Source organism: Streptomyces sp. HM190 (assembly GCF_009857135.1).
GTDB classification, from domain to species: Bacteria; Actinomycetota; Actinomycetes; order Streptomycetales; family Streptomycetaceae; genus Streptomyces; species Streptomyces heilongjiangensis.
In genome coordinates this window covers 2,260,309-2,276,431 of sequence record NZ_CP047318.1, presented here as the reverse complement: position 1 = coordinate 2,276,431, position 16,123 = coordinate 2,260,309, and the positions used below count along the sequence as shown (strand labels likewise).

The 16,123-nt window shown below is 72.4% G+C and carries 13 protein-coding genes; 8 read left to right on the top strand and 5 right to left on the bottom strand.

All coding sequences use genetic code 11. The annotated features are described in order from the left end of the window. Positions 1-92: 92 nt before the first annotated feature. Together GSY65_RS09530 and GSY65_RS09525 are read right to left on the bottom strand one after the other, a co-directional pair. The gene (locus GSY65_RS09530; RefSeq protein WP_159775750.1) at positions 93-890 is read right to left on the bottom strand and encodes a class I SAM-dependent methyltransferase; all 798 of its coding nucleotides are present in this window, start codon (positions 888-890) and stop codon (positions 93-95) included. Further along, complete coding sequence (locus tag GSY65_RS09525) at positions 887-1,516, bottom strand: DUF3043 domain-containing protein (protein WP_159766912.1); 630 nt, start codon at positions 1,514-1,516, stop codon at positions 887-889. The genes GSY65_RS09530 and GSY65_RS09525 overlap by 4 nt, the downstream gene beginning before the upstream one ends. Before the next feature lie 356 nt (positions 1,517-1,872). Here GSY65_RS09525 and GSY65_RS09520 point away from each other — a divergent pair, with 356 nt between their 5' ends. The 6 genes from GSY65_RS09520 to GSY65_RS09495 all read left to right on the top strand — a co-directional run bounded on the left by GSY65_RS09520 (position 1,873) and on the right by GSY65_RS09495 (position 10,908). Next, positions 1,873-2,649, top strand: coding sequence for a PspA/IM30 family protein (locus GSY65_RS09520; RefSeq protein WP_159775748.1), 777 nt, complete (start codon positions 1,873-1,875; stop codon positions 2,647-2,649). Between the two features lie 35 nt (positions 2,650-2,684). Beyond that, positions 2,685-2,963, top strand: coding sequence for a PspA-associated protein PspAA (gene pspAA / locus GSY65_RS09515; RefSeq protein ID WP_159766911.1), 279 nt, complete (start codon positions 2,685-2,687; stop codon positions 2,961-2,963). Positions 2,964-3,343: 380 nt separating this feature from the next. After that, the gene (locus GSY65_RS09510) at positions 3,344-4,579 is read left to right on the top strand and encodes a sensor histidine kinase (RefSeq protein WP_159766910.1); all 1,236 of its coding nucleotides are present in this window, start codon (positions 3,344-3,346) and stop codon (positions 4,577-4,579) included. Positions 4,580-4,600: 21 nt separating this feature from the next. Continuing rightward, the gene (locus tag GSY65_RS09505) at positions 4,601-5,290 is read left to right on the top strand and encodes a response regulator (protein ID WP_159766909.1); all 690 of its coding nucleotides are present in this window, start codon (positions 4,601-4,603) and stop codon (positions 5,288-5,290) included. Between the two features lie 156 nt (positions 5,291-5,446). Next, positions 5,447-8,569 carry an efflux RND transporter permease subunit gene (locus GSY65_RS09500; RefSeq protein WP_159766908.1) on the top strand — a complete coding sequence of 1,041 codons (3,123 nt, stop codon included), beginning with the start codon at positions 5,447-5,449 and terminating at the stop codon, positions 8,567-8,569. Between the two features lie 143 nt (positions 8,570-8,712). Then, complete coding sequence (locus GSY65_RS09495) at positions 8,713-10,908, top strand: protein kinase domain-containing protein (protein ID WP_159766907.1); 2,196 nt, start codon at positions 8,713-8,715, stop codon at positions 10,906-10,908. Positions 10,909-11,105: 197 nt separating this feature from the next. Here GSY65_RS09495 and nadA read toward each other — a convergent pair whose 3' ends face one another. Continuing rightward, positions 11,106-12,290 (bottom strand): quinolinate synthase NadA, encoded by a 1,185-nt coding sequence (gene nadA / locus GSY65_RS09490; protein WP_159766906.1) that lies wholly within the window; start codon positions 12,288-12,290, stop codon positions 11,106-11,108. 317 nt (positions 12,291-12,607) lie between these two features. Here nadA and GSY65_RS09480 point away from each other — a divergent pair, with 317 nt between their 5' ends. Beyond that, entirely contained in the window at positions 12,608-12,964 is a 357-nt protein-coding gene (locus tag GSY65_RS09480) for a HesB/IscA family protein (protein ID WP_055512670.1), read from the top strand. A gap of 99 nt (positions 12,965-13,063) precedes the next feature. Here the strand turns inward: GSY65_RS09480 and GSY65_RS09475 are convergent, their stop codons facing one another. Beyond that, positions 13,064-14,686: a hypothetical protein gene (locus tag GSY65_RS09475; protein ID WP_159766904.1), complete on the bottom strand. Its 1,623-nt coding sequence runs from the start codon at positions 14,684-14,686 to the stop codon at positions 13,064-13,066. Positions 14,687-14,801: 115 nt separating this feature from the next. Beyond that, positions 14,802-15,011: a hypothetical protein gene (locus tag GSY65_RS09470; RefSeq protein WP_159766903.1), complete on the bottom strand. Its 210-nt coding sequence runs from the start codon at positions 15,009-15,011 to the stop codon at positions 14,802-14,804. 135 nt (positions 15,012-15,146) lie between these two features. Between GSY65_RS09470 and GSY65_RS09465 the strand changes: the two genes are divergently transcribed. Continuing rightward, on the top strand, positions 15,147-16,121 hold the full coding sequence (locus GSY65_RS09465) for a carbohydrate kinase family protein (protein WP_159766902.1): 975 nt from the start codon (positions 15,147-15,149) through the stop codon (positions 16,119-16,121). Positions 16,122-16,123 lie beyond the last annotated feature (2 nt).

The following is a 16,123-nucleotide window of genomic DNA, read 5'->3' as shown; positions in this document are numbered from 1 at the left end:
CCCTCGCCGGGGCGCGGGGGCGCGCTCGAACGACCACGGCGCAGCCGCGCAGGCCGGGCACCGCGCCCCGGGCGCGATCCGGACGTCAGGTCCTAGCCGCGCACCCCGCACAGGTGCAGCAGCGCCGCGACCTGCCGATAAGGGTCCGTGCGCCCGGCCCGTTCCTCCGCGGCGAGCAGCGCCTCCAGGGCCTGTGGGCTCTCCGGCACCACCGCGTCGTCGGCCGCGAGGTCCGTGAAGACCCGCACCCCGTACCAGGCGCGCAGTGGCGCCCCGATCCCCCCGAGCGTGTCCGTCAGCGCGTCCCGCCGGTCCGCCCGGACGTCGAGCCCCAGCCGGTTCCGGTACGCGGTCGTGTCGAACGCCGCCAGCGCGCCGGCCCAGTCCCCGGCGAGTCCCGCCCGCATCGCGAGCGCGTCGCCGTTGCGCACCAGCAGCGACAGCAGCCCTCCTGGCGCCAGCATCCGGGCCAGCCCCGCCAGCAGGGCGTCCGGCTCCTCGACGTACATCAGCACGCCATGGCAGAGCACCACGTCGAAGCCGCCCGGCAGGAAGTGCACACCGGTGTCCCGGCCGTCCCCCTCGACGATGCGCATCCGGCCGCGAATGCCCTCGGGCTCCGCCGCCAGCGCCTGGCGCGCCACGGCGATCAGCCGCGGCTCACGCTCGATCCCGGTCACCTCGTGCCCGGCCCGCGCCAGCCGCAGCGCCTGCGTGCCCTGCCCCATCCCGACGTCGAGCACCCGCAGCCGCTGCCCCACCGGGAAACGGGCGGCTATCTGCTCGTCGACCTGGCGGGCCACCAGCTCCTGTCGTACGACCTCACGCAGCGTCCCCAGCCGGTTGAGCCAGGCCTCGGCGGCGTCCCCGGAGAAAGCCGTCGTGCTCAGGGCCGCTCTCCGCGCTTGACCTGCGGCTTCGGCAACCTCAGGCGACGCATCTGCAGGGTGCGCATCAGGGCGTAGGCGACGACGCCCTTCTTGTTCTGGTCGGGGTAGCGGGTGTTCAGCTGCTTCTTCAGGCGGATCGCGAGACCGACCGAGTCGACCACGATCAGGATGATCACGAACAGCCACAGCAGCAGCGCGATGTTCTGCAGCGCCGGCACCCGCACCATGCTCAGCACGAGGATGAGGACGGCCAGCGGCAGGAAGAACTCGGCGATGTGGAAGCGCGAGTCCACGTAGTCGCGGGCGAACCGGCGGACCGGGCCCTTGTCCCGGGCGGGCAGATAGCGCTCGTCGCCGGTTGCCAGCGCCTGGCGCTGCTTCTCCAGCGCGGCGCGCCGCTCGTCACGGGAACGCTTGGCTGCCTCCTTGCGCGTCGTCGGCGTGTTGGCGACGCTGCGACGCTGGGACTGGGCCTCACTCCGCTTCGGAGTGGGCCGCCCCTTGGGGGCCTGCGGGTCACGGGTCTGCTTGGAGTCGGTCACCGACGCCTTCTCGGCGACCGCTTCCTTCTCGCTCTTGGCGCGGCTACGAAACACAAAACCCAAGGGTACGGGGTGCCGGGGCATGGACCCCAGCGCCGTGGGGAACGATCCGGCAACACCCGGCGTCTGTGCTGGGGACAGAACGGGACCGAAAGTGGACCGGGGAACCGGGGAAGACGGGAACGGGGGAGGTGCGGTGCGGATCCGTCCGTGCGGGAGCTGAGGAAAACCCGGGGTCCGCCCGTACTGGACCCCGGGGGCCACCTACTCCCTACGCCGGATCGGAGCCGTCCACAGTCGTCCTTGGGGAGGAGCGCATCCGCCCCCGAACAGTGCGGTAATGGATGTAGGGCCCGTACTGTGGGTTCTGTCGAGAGACCGGTGAGCTGGAGTCCGTCAGAAGGGGGCGCGCGAAGCCCATGAGCGGTGTCATGAAGCGTATGGGGATGATCTTCCGCGCGAAGGCGAACAAGGCCCTTGACCGGGCCGAGGACCCGCGCGAGACCCTCGATTACTCGTATCAGAAGCAGCTGGAGCTGCTCCAGAAGGTGCGGCGCGGTGTGGCCGACGTGGCCACGTCCCGCAAGCGCCTGGAACTCCAGCTCAACCAGCTCCAGTCCCAGTCCTCCAAGCTGGAGGACCAGGGCCGCAAGGCGCTCGCGCTGGGCCGCGAGGACCTGGCCCGCGAGGCGCTCTCCCGGCGTGCCGCGCTCCAGCAGCAGGTGACGGACCTGGAGACCCAGCACTCCACCCTCCAGGGCGAGGAGGAGAAGCTGACACTCGCCGCGCAGCGGCTCCAGGCCAAGGTCGACGCCTTCCGCACGAAGAAGGAGACGATCAAGGCCACCTACACCGCGGCCCAGGCCCAGACCCGGATCGGGGAGGCGTTCTCCGGCATCTCCGAGGAGATGGGCGACGTCGGTCTCGCCATCCAGCGCGCCGAGGACAAGACGGCGCAGCTCCAGGCCCGCGCCGGTGCCATCGACGAACTGCTCGCCTCCGGTGCCCTCGACGACCCGTCCGGTATGCACAAGGACGACATCCAGGCCGAGCTGGACCGCCTCTCCGGCGGGACGGACGTCGAGCTGGAGCTCCAGCGCATGAAGGCGGAGCTGGCGGGAGGCACGTCCGGGCAGCAGCAGGCCATCGAGGGCGGCCAGGGCTCCGCCCAGCAGCAGTCCCAGCGCCAGGACACCCCGCGCTTCGACAAGCAGTAGTCATCCCACGCAGTCCCGTGCCTGAGGAGGGCGACATGATCGTACGGATCATGGGGGAGGGGCAGGTGGAGCTGGCCGACAGCCACTTCGCCGAGCTGAACAAGCTGGACGACGAACTACTGGCCGAGATGGAGAGCGGCGACGGCCCCGGCTTCCGCCGCACCCTCCACGCCCTGCTGTCCAGGGTCAGGGAACTGGGCACCGCCCTGCCCGACGCTTCGCTGGAGCCCTCGGAACTGATCCTCCCGTCCCCCGACGCGACCCTGGAGGACGTCAGGGAGATGCTGAGTGACGACGGCCTGATCCCGGGCTAGGCCGTGTCGCGAAAGTCCCGTCTGCCCGGCGGCGTCCGGCACGCACGCTCGCCGCGTTGTCGGGATCGCCCCGATACCACCAGTGCCGGGGCGACCCTCCGCGGTGCGATCGCACGCACCGGACGCCGCTGGGCCTGCCCTTCGGGCAGACGACGCCACTTTCGGAACACGCTCTAGCCCACGGCCACGGGGGTGAAGGGGGCGCAGTCCTCCTTCAGGGGCGCCGGGGCACTGCGCGACGAGCCCTCACCGCCCCGCACCCGCCGACGCACCCGCCCTCCCGAGCCGGACGCCGCCCCGGCGGGGGCGAACCCACGGCCACCGCCTGGGGTGAACCCGTGGCTACCGCCCCCCGCAGGCGCCCCGTACCGTAAACGTTCGTGAGCACTCTCCCGCGCACCAGGACCTGGCTGACGGCGCACCCCCTCGCGCTGGACGCGGCCCTCGCACTCGGTGTCCTGACCTGCATGCTCGCCGGCTCCTTCGTCGACCCCCACGCCGAGCACCCCGACAAGTGGGGCACCCGCACCCCCGACGCCGTCGGCGTCACCCTCATGGTGCTCGCCGCCGCGGCCCTCGTCGCCCGCCGCCGCTCCCCCCTGCCCGTCCTGGCGGCGACCTCCGCGCTCACCCTCACCGAACTCGTCACCGGCGACCCCCGCGCCCCCGTCGCGATGGCCGCCGTCATCGCCCTCTACACCGTCGCCTCCGCCACCGACCGCCCCACCACCTGGCGCGTCGGCCTCCTCACCATGACCGTCCTGACGGCCACGGCCATGCTCGTCGGCCCCGCCCCCTGGTACGACCAGGAGAACATCGGCATCTTCGCCTGGACCGGCATGGCCGCCACCGCGGGCGACGCGGTCCGCAGCCGCCGGGCCTTCGTGGCGGCGATCAGGGAACGCGCCGAACGCGCCGAACGCACCCGCGAGGAGGAGGCCCGCCGCCGGGTCGCCGAGGAACGCCTGCGGATCGCCCGCGACCTGCACGACGTCGTCGCCCACCACATCGCCCTCGTCAACGTCCAGGCCGGCGTCGCCGCGCACGTCATGGACAAGCGGCCCGACCAGGCCAAGGAGGCACTCGCCCACGTCCGTGAGGCCAGCCGCTCCGCGCTGGGCGAACTCCGCGCCACGGTCGGCCTGCTCCGCCAGTCCGGCGACCCCGAGGCCCCCACCGAACCCGCCCCCGGCCTGGCCAGGCTCGACGAACTCGTCGGCACCTTCCACAGCGCGGGCCTCGCCGTCGACGTGGTCCGCGCCGACGAGGACAGCACTCTGCCCGCCGCCGTCGACCTCGCCGCGTACCGGATCATCCAGGAAGCCCTCACCAATGTGCAGAAGCACGCGGGGACGCAGGCGAAGGCCGAGGTCAGCGTCGTCCGTGTGGGACCGAACGTGGAGGTCACGGTCCTCGACGACGGTGCCCGCGGCCCCGCCGTCCCCGGCTCCGGCGGCGCGGGCGGCGGACACGGCCTCCTCGGCATGCGGGAACGCGTCACCGCCCTCGGCGGCACCCTGACCACCGGCCCCCGCTACGGAGGCGGCTTCCGCGTCCATGCGATCCTGCCGCTCACCAGCCGCACGGTCCGCGCGGAAGCGCCCGCGCGACCCTGACCACCGCACCGGGGGCCCCGTATGACCATCCGCGTCCTGCTCGCCGACGACCAGGCCCTGCTGCGCAGCGCCTTCCGGGTGCTCGTGGACTCGGAACCGGACATGGAGGTCGTGGGGGAGGCGTCGGACGGCGCGGAGGCGGCCCGTCTGGCCAAGGAGGAGCGGGCCGACGTCGTCCTGATGGACATCCGCATGCCCGGTACCGACGGCCTCGCCGCCACCCGGATGATCAGCGCCGACCCGGAGCTGGCCCACGTCCGGGTCGTCATCCTCACCACCTTCGAGGTCGACGACTACGTCGTGCGGTCCCTGCGGGCCGGCGCCTCCGGCTTCCTCGGCAAGGGCGCCGAACCGGACGAGCTGCTCAACGCCATCCGGGTCGCCGCCGGCGGGGACGCGCTGCTGTCGCCGTCCGCGACCAAGGGCCTGATCGCCCGCTTCCTCGCGCAGTCGGACGACCCCGCCGCGGACGGCGACACCGACACCGCCCGCTCCGAACGCCTCGCCACCCTCACCGTCCGGGAGCGCGAGGTCCTCGTGCACGTCGCCGCGGGCCTGTCCAACGACGAGATCGCCGAGCGCCTCGAAGTGAGCCCGCTGACCGTGAAGACCCACGTCAACCGGGCCATGGCCAAGCTCGGCGCCCGCGACCGGGCCCAGCTGGTGGTCTTCGCGTACGAGTCGGGCCTGGTACGCCCGAGGGTGGAGTGAACCCCACCCCGTAGTACTGCGGCCGGAGTATGCGCGGGATAAGGAAATGGACCTGCGGAGCGACGGAACGGAGTCCTCCATGGCCCAGGGTGTGGGGTGAGCGCACAGCGCCGCTCGTTTTCCGCTCCTGCCACAAGAAAAGAGATCCGGTCACCCATGTCCTGGCTGTCTCGGTTCAGCCTCGCGCAACGGGCCCTCGTCGGTCTGGTGTCGATCATCGCGCTCGTCTTCGGGGCGATCGCGATACCCCAGCTCAAACAGCAACTGCTGCCCACCATCGAACTGCCGATGGTGTCCGTGCTCGCGCCGTACCAGGGCGCCTCCCCGGACGTGGTCGAGAAGCAGGTCGTCGAACCCATCGAGGACAGCCTCGAGTCCGTCGACGGCATCACGGGCGTCACATCCACCGCCAGCGAGGGCAACGCCCTGGTCATGGCGTCCTTCGACTACGGCCCCGGCACCGATCAGCTCGTCGCCGACGTGCAGCAGGCCGTCAACCGGGTCCGCGCGCGGCTCCCGGACGACGTGGACCCGCAGGTGATCGCCGGTTCGACGGACGACATGCCGACCGTCGTCCTCGCCGTCACCTCCGACCAGGACCAGCAGGCCCTCGCCGACCGGATCGACCGTACGGTCGTCCCCACGCTGGAGGCCATCGACGGCGTCGGCCAGGTCACCGTCGACGGCGTGCGCGACGTCCAGGTCACCGTCACCCCCGACGACGCGAAGCTCGCCAAGGCGGGCCTGACCACGATGGCCCTCTCCCAGGCACTCCAGGCCGGCGGCGTCACCATGCCCGCGGGCTCCTTCGACGAGGACGGCAGCAACCGCACCGTCCAGGTCGGCGGCGGCTACACCTCGCTCGGGCAGATCGAGGACCTGCGGGTGCGCGGCGAGGGCGGCGGGAAGCCCGTCCGGCTCGCCGACGTCGCCACCGTCAAGGAGGAGGAGGCCAGGGCCGTCTCCCTCACCCGGACCAACGGCGAGCCCAGCCTCGCGGTCATGGTCACCATGGACCGCGACGGCAGCGCGGTCGCGATCTCCGAGGCCGTCGAGGACAAGCTGGCCGACATGCGCCGGGACCTCGGGTCGGGCGCCACCGTCACCGTGGTCAGCGACCAGGGCCCGGCGGTCTCCAAGTCCATCGACGGCCTGACCACCGAGGGCGCGCTCGGTCTGCTCTTCGCGGTCCTCGTCATCCTGGTCTTCCTCGCGTCGGTCCGCTCCACCCTCGTCACGGCCGTGTCCATCCCGCTGTCGGTGGTCCTCGCCCTGATCGTGCTGTGGACCCGCGACCTCTCCCTCAACATGCTCACCCTCGGCGCCCTGACCATCGCCATCGGCCGCGTCGTCGACGACTCGATCGTGGTGCTGGAGAACATCAAGCGCCACCTCGGCTACGGCGAGGAGCGCCAGGAGGCCATCCTCAAGGCGGTCCGCGAGGTCGCCGGCGCGGTCACCTCCTCCACCCTGACGACGGTCGCGGTGTTCCTCCCGATCGGCCTCACCGGCGGCATGGTCGGCGAGTTGTTCGGCAGCTTCTCCCTGACGGTGACGGCAGCCCTGCTGGCCTCCCTGCTGGTCTCGCTGACGGTCGTCCCCGTCCTGTCGTACTGGTTCCTGCGCGCCCCCAAGGGCACGCCGGAGGACGCCGACGAGGCGCGCCGAAAGGCCGAGGAGAAGGAGGCCAGGAGCCGCCTCCAGCGCTTCTACGTGCCCGTCCTGCGCTTCGCGACCCGGCGCCGGCTCACCAGTGTGGTCATCGCGGTGGTCGTGCTGCTCGGCACGTTCGGCATGGCCCCGCTGCTGAAGACCAACTTCTTCGACCCGGGCGACCAGGAAGTCCTCAGCATCAAGCAGGAGCTGAAGCCCGGCACCAGCCTCGCCGCGACGGACGAGCAGACGAAGAAGGTCGAGAAGCTGCTCGCCGGCACCGACGGTGTGAAGGACTACCAGGTCACCATCGGCTCCTCCGGCTTCCTGGCGGCCTTCGGCGGCGGCACCGACTCCAACCAGGCCTCGTACAGCGTGATGCTGGAGGACTCGGCGACCGCCGAGGACGTCCAGGAGCGCATCGAGGACGGGCTGAAGGACCTGTCCGGCGTCGGTACGACGACCATCGCGGCCGGTGACGCCTTCGGCAGCCAGGACCTGAGCGTGGTCGTGAAGGCCGCCGACGCGGACGTCCTGCGCAAGGCGTCCGAGCAGGTCCGGGACGCGGTCGCCACGCTGGACAACGTCTCCGACGTCACCAGCGACCTCTCCCAGAGCGTGCCCCGCATCTCGGTCCGGGCCACCGACAAGGCCGCCGCGGCGGGCTTCGACGACCAGAGCCTCGGCGCCGCCGTCGCCCAGGCCGTCCGCGGGACGACCAGTGGCCGGGCGATCCTCGACGACACCGAGCGGGACATCGTCATCAAGTCGGCGAAGCCCGCCGACACGCTGGACGAGCTGAAGAAGCTGCGGCTCGGCCCGGTGAAGCTCGGCGACATCGCGGACGTCGAACTGGTGGACGGCCCCGTCTCCATGACCCGGATCGACGGCCAGCGGGCCGCCACGATCACCGCGAAGCCGAAGGGCGACAACACGGGCGCGGTCAGCGCGGACCTCACCGCCAAGCTGAACGGCCTGACGCTCCCCGCGGGCGCCACCGCCGACATCGGCGGTGTCTCCCAGGACCAGGACGAGGCGTTCGCCTCGCTGGGCCTGGCGATGCTCGCGGCGATCGCCATCGTCTTCATGCTGCTGGTGGCGACCTTCCGGTCCCTGGTCCAGCCGCTGATCCTGCTGGTGTCCATCCCGTTCGCCGCCACCGGCGCCATCGGACTGCTGATCGCGACCGGCACCCCGATGGGCGTCCCGGCGATGATCGGCATGCTGATGCTGATCGGCATCGTGGTCACCAACGCGATCGTGCTGATCGACCTGATCAACCAGTACCGGCGACAGGGCTACGGCACCGTCGAGGCGGTCATCGAGGGCGGCCGCCACCGCCTCCGCCCGATCCTGATGACGGCCCTGGCGACGATCTTCGCCCTGCTGCCCATGGCCCTGGGCATCACCGGCGAGGGCGGCTTCATCGCCCAGCCGCTGGCGGTGGTGGTGATCGGCGGTCTGATCACCTCGACCCTGCTCACCCTGCTGCTGGTCCCGACCCTCTACACGATGGTCGAGATCCGCAAGGAACGCCGGGCGAAGAAGAAGGCCCTCAAGCGCGCGGGCGCCCCGTCCGCCGCGACGGAGCCCCGCTCCGAGCAGACGGAGACCGCTGGGGTGTGACATCCCGTTCCCGGCGCGGCCGGGCACCGGACCTGACGCGGTCCGGTGCCCGGCCGCCGCGCTTCCCCGGGTTACGTATCCTGACGCTTCACGGCTTCACGGCTTCACGGCCTGCACTGGGCGCACGGGGGAGGTATGCGGGCGTGCCGCTGCACAGCGACGACCCGAGATCGGTCGGCGGCTACCGGCTGGTCGACCGGCTCGGCACCGGAGGCATGGGCGTCGTCTACCGGGCGAGAACCCGGTCGGGCCGCGAGGTCGCCGTGAAGGTGGTGCACGCCCAGTACGCCGAGGACGCCATCTTCCGCACCCGGTTCCGGCAGGAGATCGACGCCGTGCGCAGGGTCAGCGGGGCCTTCACGGCGTCCGTCGTGGACGCCGACCCGGAGGCCGTGCGCCCCTGGATGGCCACCCAGTACGTGCCCGGCTCCTCGCTCGCCCAGCGGATCCGCGACGGGGGCCCGCTGCGGGACGGCGAACTGCGCCGCCTGGCCCTCGGCCTGGTCGAGGCGCTCCGCGAGATCCACCGGGCCGGTGTCGTGCACCGCGACCTGAAGCCGGCGAACGTCCTGATCGCCGAGGACGGCCCCCGCGTCATCGACTTCGGCATCTCCCGCGCCGCCGAGAACCACACCCTGACCGAGACGGGCCAGATGATCGGCACTCCGCCGTTCATGTCGCCGGAACAGCTCACCGACGCCCGCACGGTAGGCCCCGCCTCGGACGTCTTCTCCCTCGGCAGCCTGCTGGTGTTCACCCTCACCGCCCGGGGGCCGTTCGACGCCGACGGCCCTTATCTGACGGCGTACCGGGTGGTTCACGACGAGCCCGTCCTGGACGAGGTGCCGCAGCCGCTGCGCCCCGTCCTGGAGCGGTGCCTGGCGAAGCACCCCGCCGACCGTCCCGGCCTCGACGAGCTGGCCGAGGCGTTCGCGGCCGTCCTGCCCGAGGGCGACCCGCAGGAGACCGCGACCGTGACGCCGGCCGCGGACGTCCCCGCGGTGGCCCGGCCCGGCCGCCGGCCGCGGCCCGTGCCGGCCGCGGCCGGCACCGTCGGCGCGCTGGTCCTCGGGCTGACGGCGTATCTGCTGGGGCCCGGTTGGGCGGAGAGCAGTGGGACGAAGCCCTCCGAACCGCCCCCCGCCAGTCGCTGGGTGTCGCCGCCCGACGGCTGGAAGCCCTGGCAGACGACGGTGTTCGAGACCGCGGCGTCCGGCGCCCGGAAGCCGCTGCAGCAGGACGACGGCGTCATGACGGGCAGCGACCCCGAGTGCGTGGTCGAGGGGGACGCCGTCTACTGCGGGGGCAGTGGGATCCTGCCGGTCCGGGTGGACGGCCGCACCGGCAGGACTCTGTGGCGTGCCGACACCGCACCGACCGGTACGGAGCGCAGCGCGTACTCCTCCTCCGTCCTCGGCGTCCGGGACGGCACGGTGCTGGTGCGCCAGACGCTCAGCTCGGGGGCCCCGGTCCAGGACCCCTCGTACCTCCTCGCCCTCGACGCCGGGACGGGCGAGCGGCTGTGGACCCGTGAGATCACCAACGTCGACATCCCCCTCGTGCTCGCCGGCGGCCTCGTCCTCGCCCCGGAGACCGGCGGCCGCACGGCGACGGCCCGGTCGCCGCGCACGGGTGCCGCGCGCTGGAGGGTGGAGTACCCCGCCGACCACTACTGCGAGCAGACCGCGGCGGCGGGCACGCGGCTGTACGTGTACTGCATCCCCGGCACCCGGGCGGCGCGGACCGCGATCGGCAGCGCCCTGCTCGTGGCGGTGGACACCACCGACGGATCGGCCCGGCGGCTGAAGGTCCCGCTCGACGCCACCGTCCTCGGGGAGGACGGCGGTCGGGTGGTCCTGGCGATGGAGCGGGCCCCCGACACCTCGACGGACAGCGGCTTCACCGCGTTCGTGCTCGTCGACCCGGACACCGGGGACCGCACCACCACCAAGCTGTCCGAGCCGTACGGGGGAAGGCCGGCGCCTGCCGACGGGAAGGTGCTGTTCACCGAGTCCAGCGGCCGGGTCACCGCCGTCTCCCCGCGGACCGGCAGGCGGCTGTGGCGGGTCAGGACCAGCCTGGAGAAGCCGGGCACCCCGGTGTACGACCGGCGCACGGGCACCGTCTACCTCGTCAGTTCCAGCGGCCGGATCGCGGCCCTCGACCAGCGCGAGGGCACCCGGCTCTGGGAGACGCTGCCCCGCACGGCGCCCGCCCACCTCGGCTCGTCCCGGCAGCGGGCCGGGCTCTACGGGGGCGCGCTGGTCGTGGCGATCTCCGACGGCACCCTCTGCTCACTGGACCCGGCCCACCCCGAGCGGAAACCCGCCACGGGGTGAGCGCGCGGTCCCGGTGGGCCCAGGGCGTGTGTCGAAAGTCCCGTCTGCCCGGCGGCGTCCGGCACGCACGCTCGCCGCGTCGTCGGGATCGCCCTGGTACCGCCAGGAATCGGGGCAAACCTCCGCCGTGCGGTCGCACGCACCGGACGCCGCCGGGCCTGCCCTCCGGGCAGACGACGCTCCTTTCGGAACACGCCCTACGGCAGCGCCAGCATCCGCTCCAGCGCCAGCTTCGCGAACGCCTCGGTCTCCTTGTCGACCTGGATCCGGTTGACGAGGGTGCCCTCCGCCAGCGACTCCAGCGTCCACACCAGGTGGGGCAGGTCGATGCGGTTCATGGTCGAGCAGAAGCAGACCGTCTTGTCGAGGAAGACGACCTCCTTGCCCTCCGGCGCGAAACGGTTCGCCAGTCGGCGTACGAGGTTCAGCTCGGTGCCGATGGCCCACTTGGAACCGGCGGGGGCCGCCTCCAGTGTCCTGATGATGTACTCGGTGGACCCGACGTGGTCCGCCGCCGCCACGACCTCGTGCTTGCACTCGGGGTGGACGAGGACGTTGACCCCGGGTATGCGGGCGCGCACGTCGTTCACGGAGTCCAGGCTGAAGCGGCCGTGCACCGAGCAGTGGCCCCGCCACAGGATCATCTTCGCGGCCCGCAGCTGCTCGACCGTGACGCCGCCGCCCGGCTTGTGCGGGTTGTAGACGACGCAGTCCTCCAGCGACATGCCCATGTCCCGCACGGCGGTGTTGCGGCCCAGGTGCTGGTCGGGCAGGAACAGCACCTTCTCACCCTGCTCGAAGGCCCAGTCCAGGGCCCGCTTCGCGTTCGACGAGGTGCAGATGAGCCCGCCGTGCTTGCCCGTGAACGCCTTGATGTCGGCGGAGGAGTTCATGTACGACACCGGCACGACCTGCTCGGCCACCCCGGCCTCGGTCAGCACGTCCCAGCACTCGGCGACCTGCTCGGCGGTGGCCATGTCGGCCATCGAGCACCCGGCGGCGAGGTCGGGCAGGACCACCTTCTGGTCGTCGGAGGTCAGGATGTCCGCCGACTCGGCCATGAAGTGCACACCGCAGAAGACGATGTACTCCGCCTCGGGCCGCGCCGCCGCGTCCCGGGCCAGCTTGAAGGAGTCGCCCGTGACGTCCGCGAACTGGATGACCTCGTCGCGCTGGTAGTGGTGGCCGAGCACGAAGACCTTGTCGCCGAGCTTCGCCTTGGCCGCCCGGGCGCGCTCCACCAGGTCGGGGTCGGAGGGGGAGGGGAGGTCGCCGGGGCAGTCGACACCGCGCTCGCTCCTCGGGTCGGCCTCGCGGCCGAGCAGCAGCAGGGCGAGGGGCGTCGGCTGTACGTCGAGCTCCGGGGTCTGGGCGGTGGTCACGACACGCACCCTTTCTGTTCTGCGGCTCGCCGGCCCGGGGGAGCCGGCGGGACATGCGGGCTAGCCTTTTCGTCGAAATGACGCTATCTATCATAACCGCTTCACGTCACGTTGACGATGCCCATAGCGTCGATGTGACATGAATCCCGGTGGCCGGACCGGACGGCTGTGCTGCGGCCGGTGCCCACCGCGCGGGCCATGTGCGAGCATGAAGAAGGACGCGGTGGAAACCCGCTCGCCCCGGACGGAATGAATCCGGGACCCCGGCGGTTGCACTCGTCGGCAAGCAGTCTCCGTACAACCCGGGAGAGATGTAGATGTCCGTATCGGACGAGACCACCACCGTCACCGACGGCATCATCCTGACCGACGCCGCCGCGGCCAAGGTCAAGGCCCTGCTCGACCAGGAAGGCCGTGACGACCTGTCGCTGCGCGTCGCCGTCCAGCCCGGCGGCTGCTCCGGCCTGCGCTACCAGCTCTTCTTCGACGAGCGCTCGCTCGACGGTGACGTGGTCAAGGACTTCGACGGTGTGAAGGTCACCACCGACCGCATGAGCGCCCCCTACCTGGGCGGCGCCACCATCGACTTCGTCGACACCATCGAGAAGCAGGGCTTCACCATCGACAACCCGAACGCCACCGGCTCCTGCGCCTGCGGCGACTCCTTCAGCTGAGCACCCCCGCACGCCCGCACGGCGCGCGCCGAGCACGACGAAGGCGGCGCCCCCTTCCGAGGGGGCGCCGCCTTCGTCCGTTGCCGGCGCGGTGCGGCCCTACCGCGGCTGCATCTCCTGGACCTTGCCCTCGGGGATCTCCTCGCCGCCCGGCCCGACCACCTCGCGGACGCCCAGCGGCTCGTCCAGCCGCACGGTGCGCTCCATCGCCTTGGCGATCATGACGCAGACCCTGCCGGGCTGGGAGGTGCCGGTCACGGTGACCGTCACCTCGCCCGACTCCTCGGTCGCGGTGGCCTCGTACGTGCTGCACACCCCGCCCCAGAAGCTGACGGTCAGCTCCCGGCCGTCGACGGTGTAGCCCTGGACCGGGACGTTCCGCGACGCCGGGTCGGCCGGCGGCCGGTCACCGGGGACGTTCGGGTCCTCGGGCCCCTCGGTCGGCTCCCCCCGCGACGCGGAGGGGACCAGGTACCTCGGGTCGACGGCCGGGTGCGTCACCGTGAAGCCGGCCGCGGCCTTCTGCGGCCGCACCTCGAACAGCCAGGACGGCACCAGCGCCGGCCGGCCGCCGACCTGGTGGGAGGCCAGCCCGAACACCGCGCCCACCACCGGCACCGGCAGGGACCGCGACGGCGACGGCGCGACCTCCTCGCGGGCGGGACCCGCGCCCTTCTCCGAGTCGTTCAGCAGCTTCAGGGCCCGCTCCGCGTCGACCACCGGGTACGTGTCGCCCTTCACGGGCGCCTTCACCTGGCCGCTGCCGCCGACCACCGTGCCGTCGCCGCCCACCTGGAGGTTGGTCGCCCAGCCGTATGTGGGCAGCCCGCCGACCTCCGGGTCGGCGTTCACCACGCGGACGGTGCCGAGGAGCTGGGACACGTCGAGCTTGGCGTCGTCCTGGCCGACGGCCTTGAGGATCGGCGCCGCCGCCTTCCGCGCCGCCGCCTCGCCCACCGGGTCGGCGCCGCCGCCCGACGGCTCGACGGCGCAGACGTCCACCTTCCGGCAGTTGTCGGTGCCGGGCGTGAACCGGCTGAACGTCCAGGCGCCCGGCGCCTGCCTGCCGACGTTCAGGGTGGGGCCCGACCCGTCGCCCGTGGTGCCGACCCGCCAGTTCTCGCCCTCGGCTCGCGGCTCCCCCTCGACGCCCAGCGCCTTCGCGAGCCGCGCCACCTCGGCGGCCGTGACCTTGCCCTCGGCCCGGTAGACGGGTGCCGACTCCGGGCCGTCGGGCAGCTCGCCGTCGGCGCGGTAGGTCACCCCGTTGGGGTCGGGTTCACCAGGGGCGATGCCGTTCGGGCCGCTGCCGCCGTACCCGTCCAGCGCCAGTGGCGCAGGAGTGCCGTCGGACCCGGCCGAGCGCCCGGAGCCACCGCCGGACCCACCGGACGCGGTCGTCGCGAGGAGGGCCCCGCCACCGCCGACGAGCAGCACCGCCGCGGCCACGGAGGCCATGACCGCACGGGACCGGCGCCGCCCGGACCGTCCGGCGTCCTCGCTCCCGCCGGCACCGGCCTGCCCGACCTCGGCGACCTCGGGCACGTCGGCCGCGCGGGCCTCCCGCGCCTCGTCCTCACCGGCACCCGTGGTGCGGGCCTCCTCGGCCCCGGCCGGGGCGCTCTCCTCGACCTCTTCGGCCCGGTCCCCGGCGGCCCCGGTCTCCTCGGGCCGGGTGCCCTCGTCCGGGTTCTCGGGGTGGTCGGGTCGCTCGGCGTTCACCGCATCGCTCCTTCGGCTGGTCGTACACCGCCTCCCCCGTACGGGGGACAGCGATGGGACGCGGCGGAGGAGCCGACGGTTCCCCGTCCGCCGAGCGGACGCGCGGGCGGATCCCTCAGTCGCCGTAGACCGGCATCGCGTCCACCACCCGCGCGGAGGCCGCGGGGACCCGCACGCCGTGGATGAGCGAAGGGGACACCGGAGCCGTAATGACCTTCGCCGGAGCCGCCCAGTGCGGGGCCATCCGGGCGCAGTCGCCGCGCAGCGCCGCGAGGCCGCCGTCCGGGTCGAACGGGACGGTGCCGTGGATCTTGGGGTTCGTCATACCGGCACCGTATGCACCGTGAACCCCACGAAGAAAGACCTACTATCGGGTAGTTTTGCCTGCTTCTGAGGGCGTGGGCGACCCGGTAGCGTGAACTGTCAACCCCCTCTCCCTCCGCAGGAGTGTGTCCTCGCCGTGCGTATCGCAGTCTCCGGCTCCATCGCCACCGACCATCTGATGACCTTCCCGGGCCGCTTCGCCGACCAGTTCGTCGCGGACCAGCTGCACACGGTCTCCCTCTCCTTCCTCGTCGACCAGCTCGACGTCCGCCGGGGCGGTGTCGGCGCGAACATCGCGTTCGGCATGGGACAGCTCGGCACGAGGCCGATCCTCGTCGGCGCGGCCGGCTCCGACTTCGTCGAGTACCGCGCCTGGCTCGACCGGCACGGCGTCGACACGGCCTCCGTGCGCATCTCCGAGACCCTGCACACGGCCCGCTTCGTCTGCACCACCGACGCCGACCACAACCAGATCGGCTCCTTCTACACCGGCGCCATGAGCGAGGCCCGCCTCATCGAGCTGAAGACCGTCGCCGACCGCGTCGACGGCCTCGACCTGGTCCTCATCGGTGCCGACGACCCGGAGGCGATGCTCCGCCACACCGAGGAGTGCCGTTCGCGCGGCATCCCCTTCGCCGCCGACTTCTCCCAGCAGATCGCCCGCATGGAGGGCGAGGAGATCCGGATACTGCTGGACGGCGCGACCTACCTCTTCTCCAACGAGTACGAGAAGGGCCTCATCGAGTCCAAGACCGGCTGGACGGACGCGGAGATCCTCGGCCGGGTCGGCCACCGGGTGACCACCCTCGGCGCGCAGGGCGTCCGCATCGAGCGCGTCGGCCACGACCCGATCGAGGTCGGCTGCCCGGAGGAGGAGCGCAAGGCCGACCCCACCGGCGTCGGCGACGCGTTCCGCGCCGGCTTCCTCTCCGGGCTCGCCTGGGGCGTCTGCCTGGAGCGCGCCGCCCAGGTCGGCTGCATGCTCGCCACGCTGGTCATCGAGACCGTGGGCACGCAGGAGTACCAGCTGCGCCGGGCCCACTTCATGGAGCGGTTCACCAAGGCGTACGGCGACGACGCCGCCACCGAGGTGCGGGCCCACCTCGCGTGACG

Bases quoted from the DNA above. Each gene is read 5' to 3' on its own strand.
- GSY65_RS09520 (WP_159775748.1), top strand. From the start codon at position 1,873: ATGGGGATGATCTTCCGCGCGAAGGCGAACAAGGCCCTTGACCGGGCC.
- GSY65_RS09505 (WP_159766909.1), top strand. From the start codon at position 4,601: ATGACCATCCGCGTCCTGCTCGCCGACGACCAGGCCCTGCTGCGCAGC.
- GSY65_RS09525 (WP_159766912.1), bottom strand. From the start codon at position 1,516: ATGCCCCGGCACCCCGTACCCTTGGGTTTTGTGTTTCGTAGCCGCGCC.
- GSY65_RS09480 (WP_055512670.1), top strand. From the start codon at position 12,608: ATGTCCGTATCGGACGAGACCACCACCGTCACCGACGGCATCATCCTG.
- pspAA (WP_159766911.1), top strand. From the start codon at position 2,685: ATGATCGTACGGATCATGGGGGAGGGGCAGGTGGAGCTGGCCGACAGC.
- GSY65_RS09500 (WP_159766908.1), top strand. From the start codon at position 5,447: ATGTCCTGGCTGTCTCGGTTCAGCCTCGCGCAACGGGCCCTCGTCGGT.
- GSY65_RS09470 (WP_159766903.1), bottom strand. From the start codon at position 15,011: ATGACGAACCCCAAGATCCACGGCACCGTCCCGTTCGACCCGGACGGC.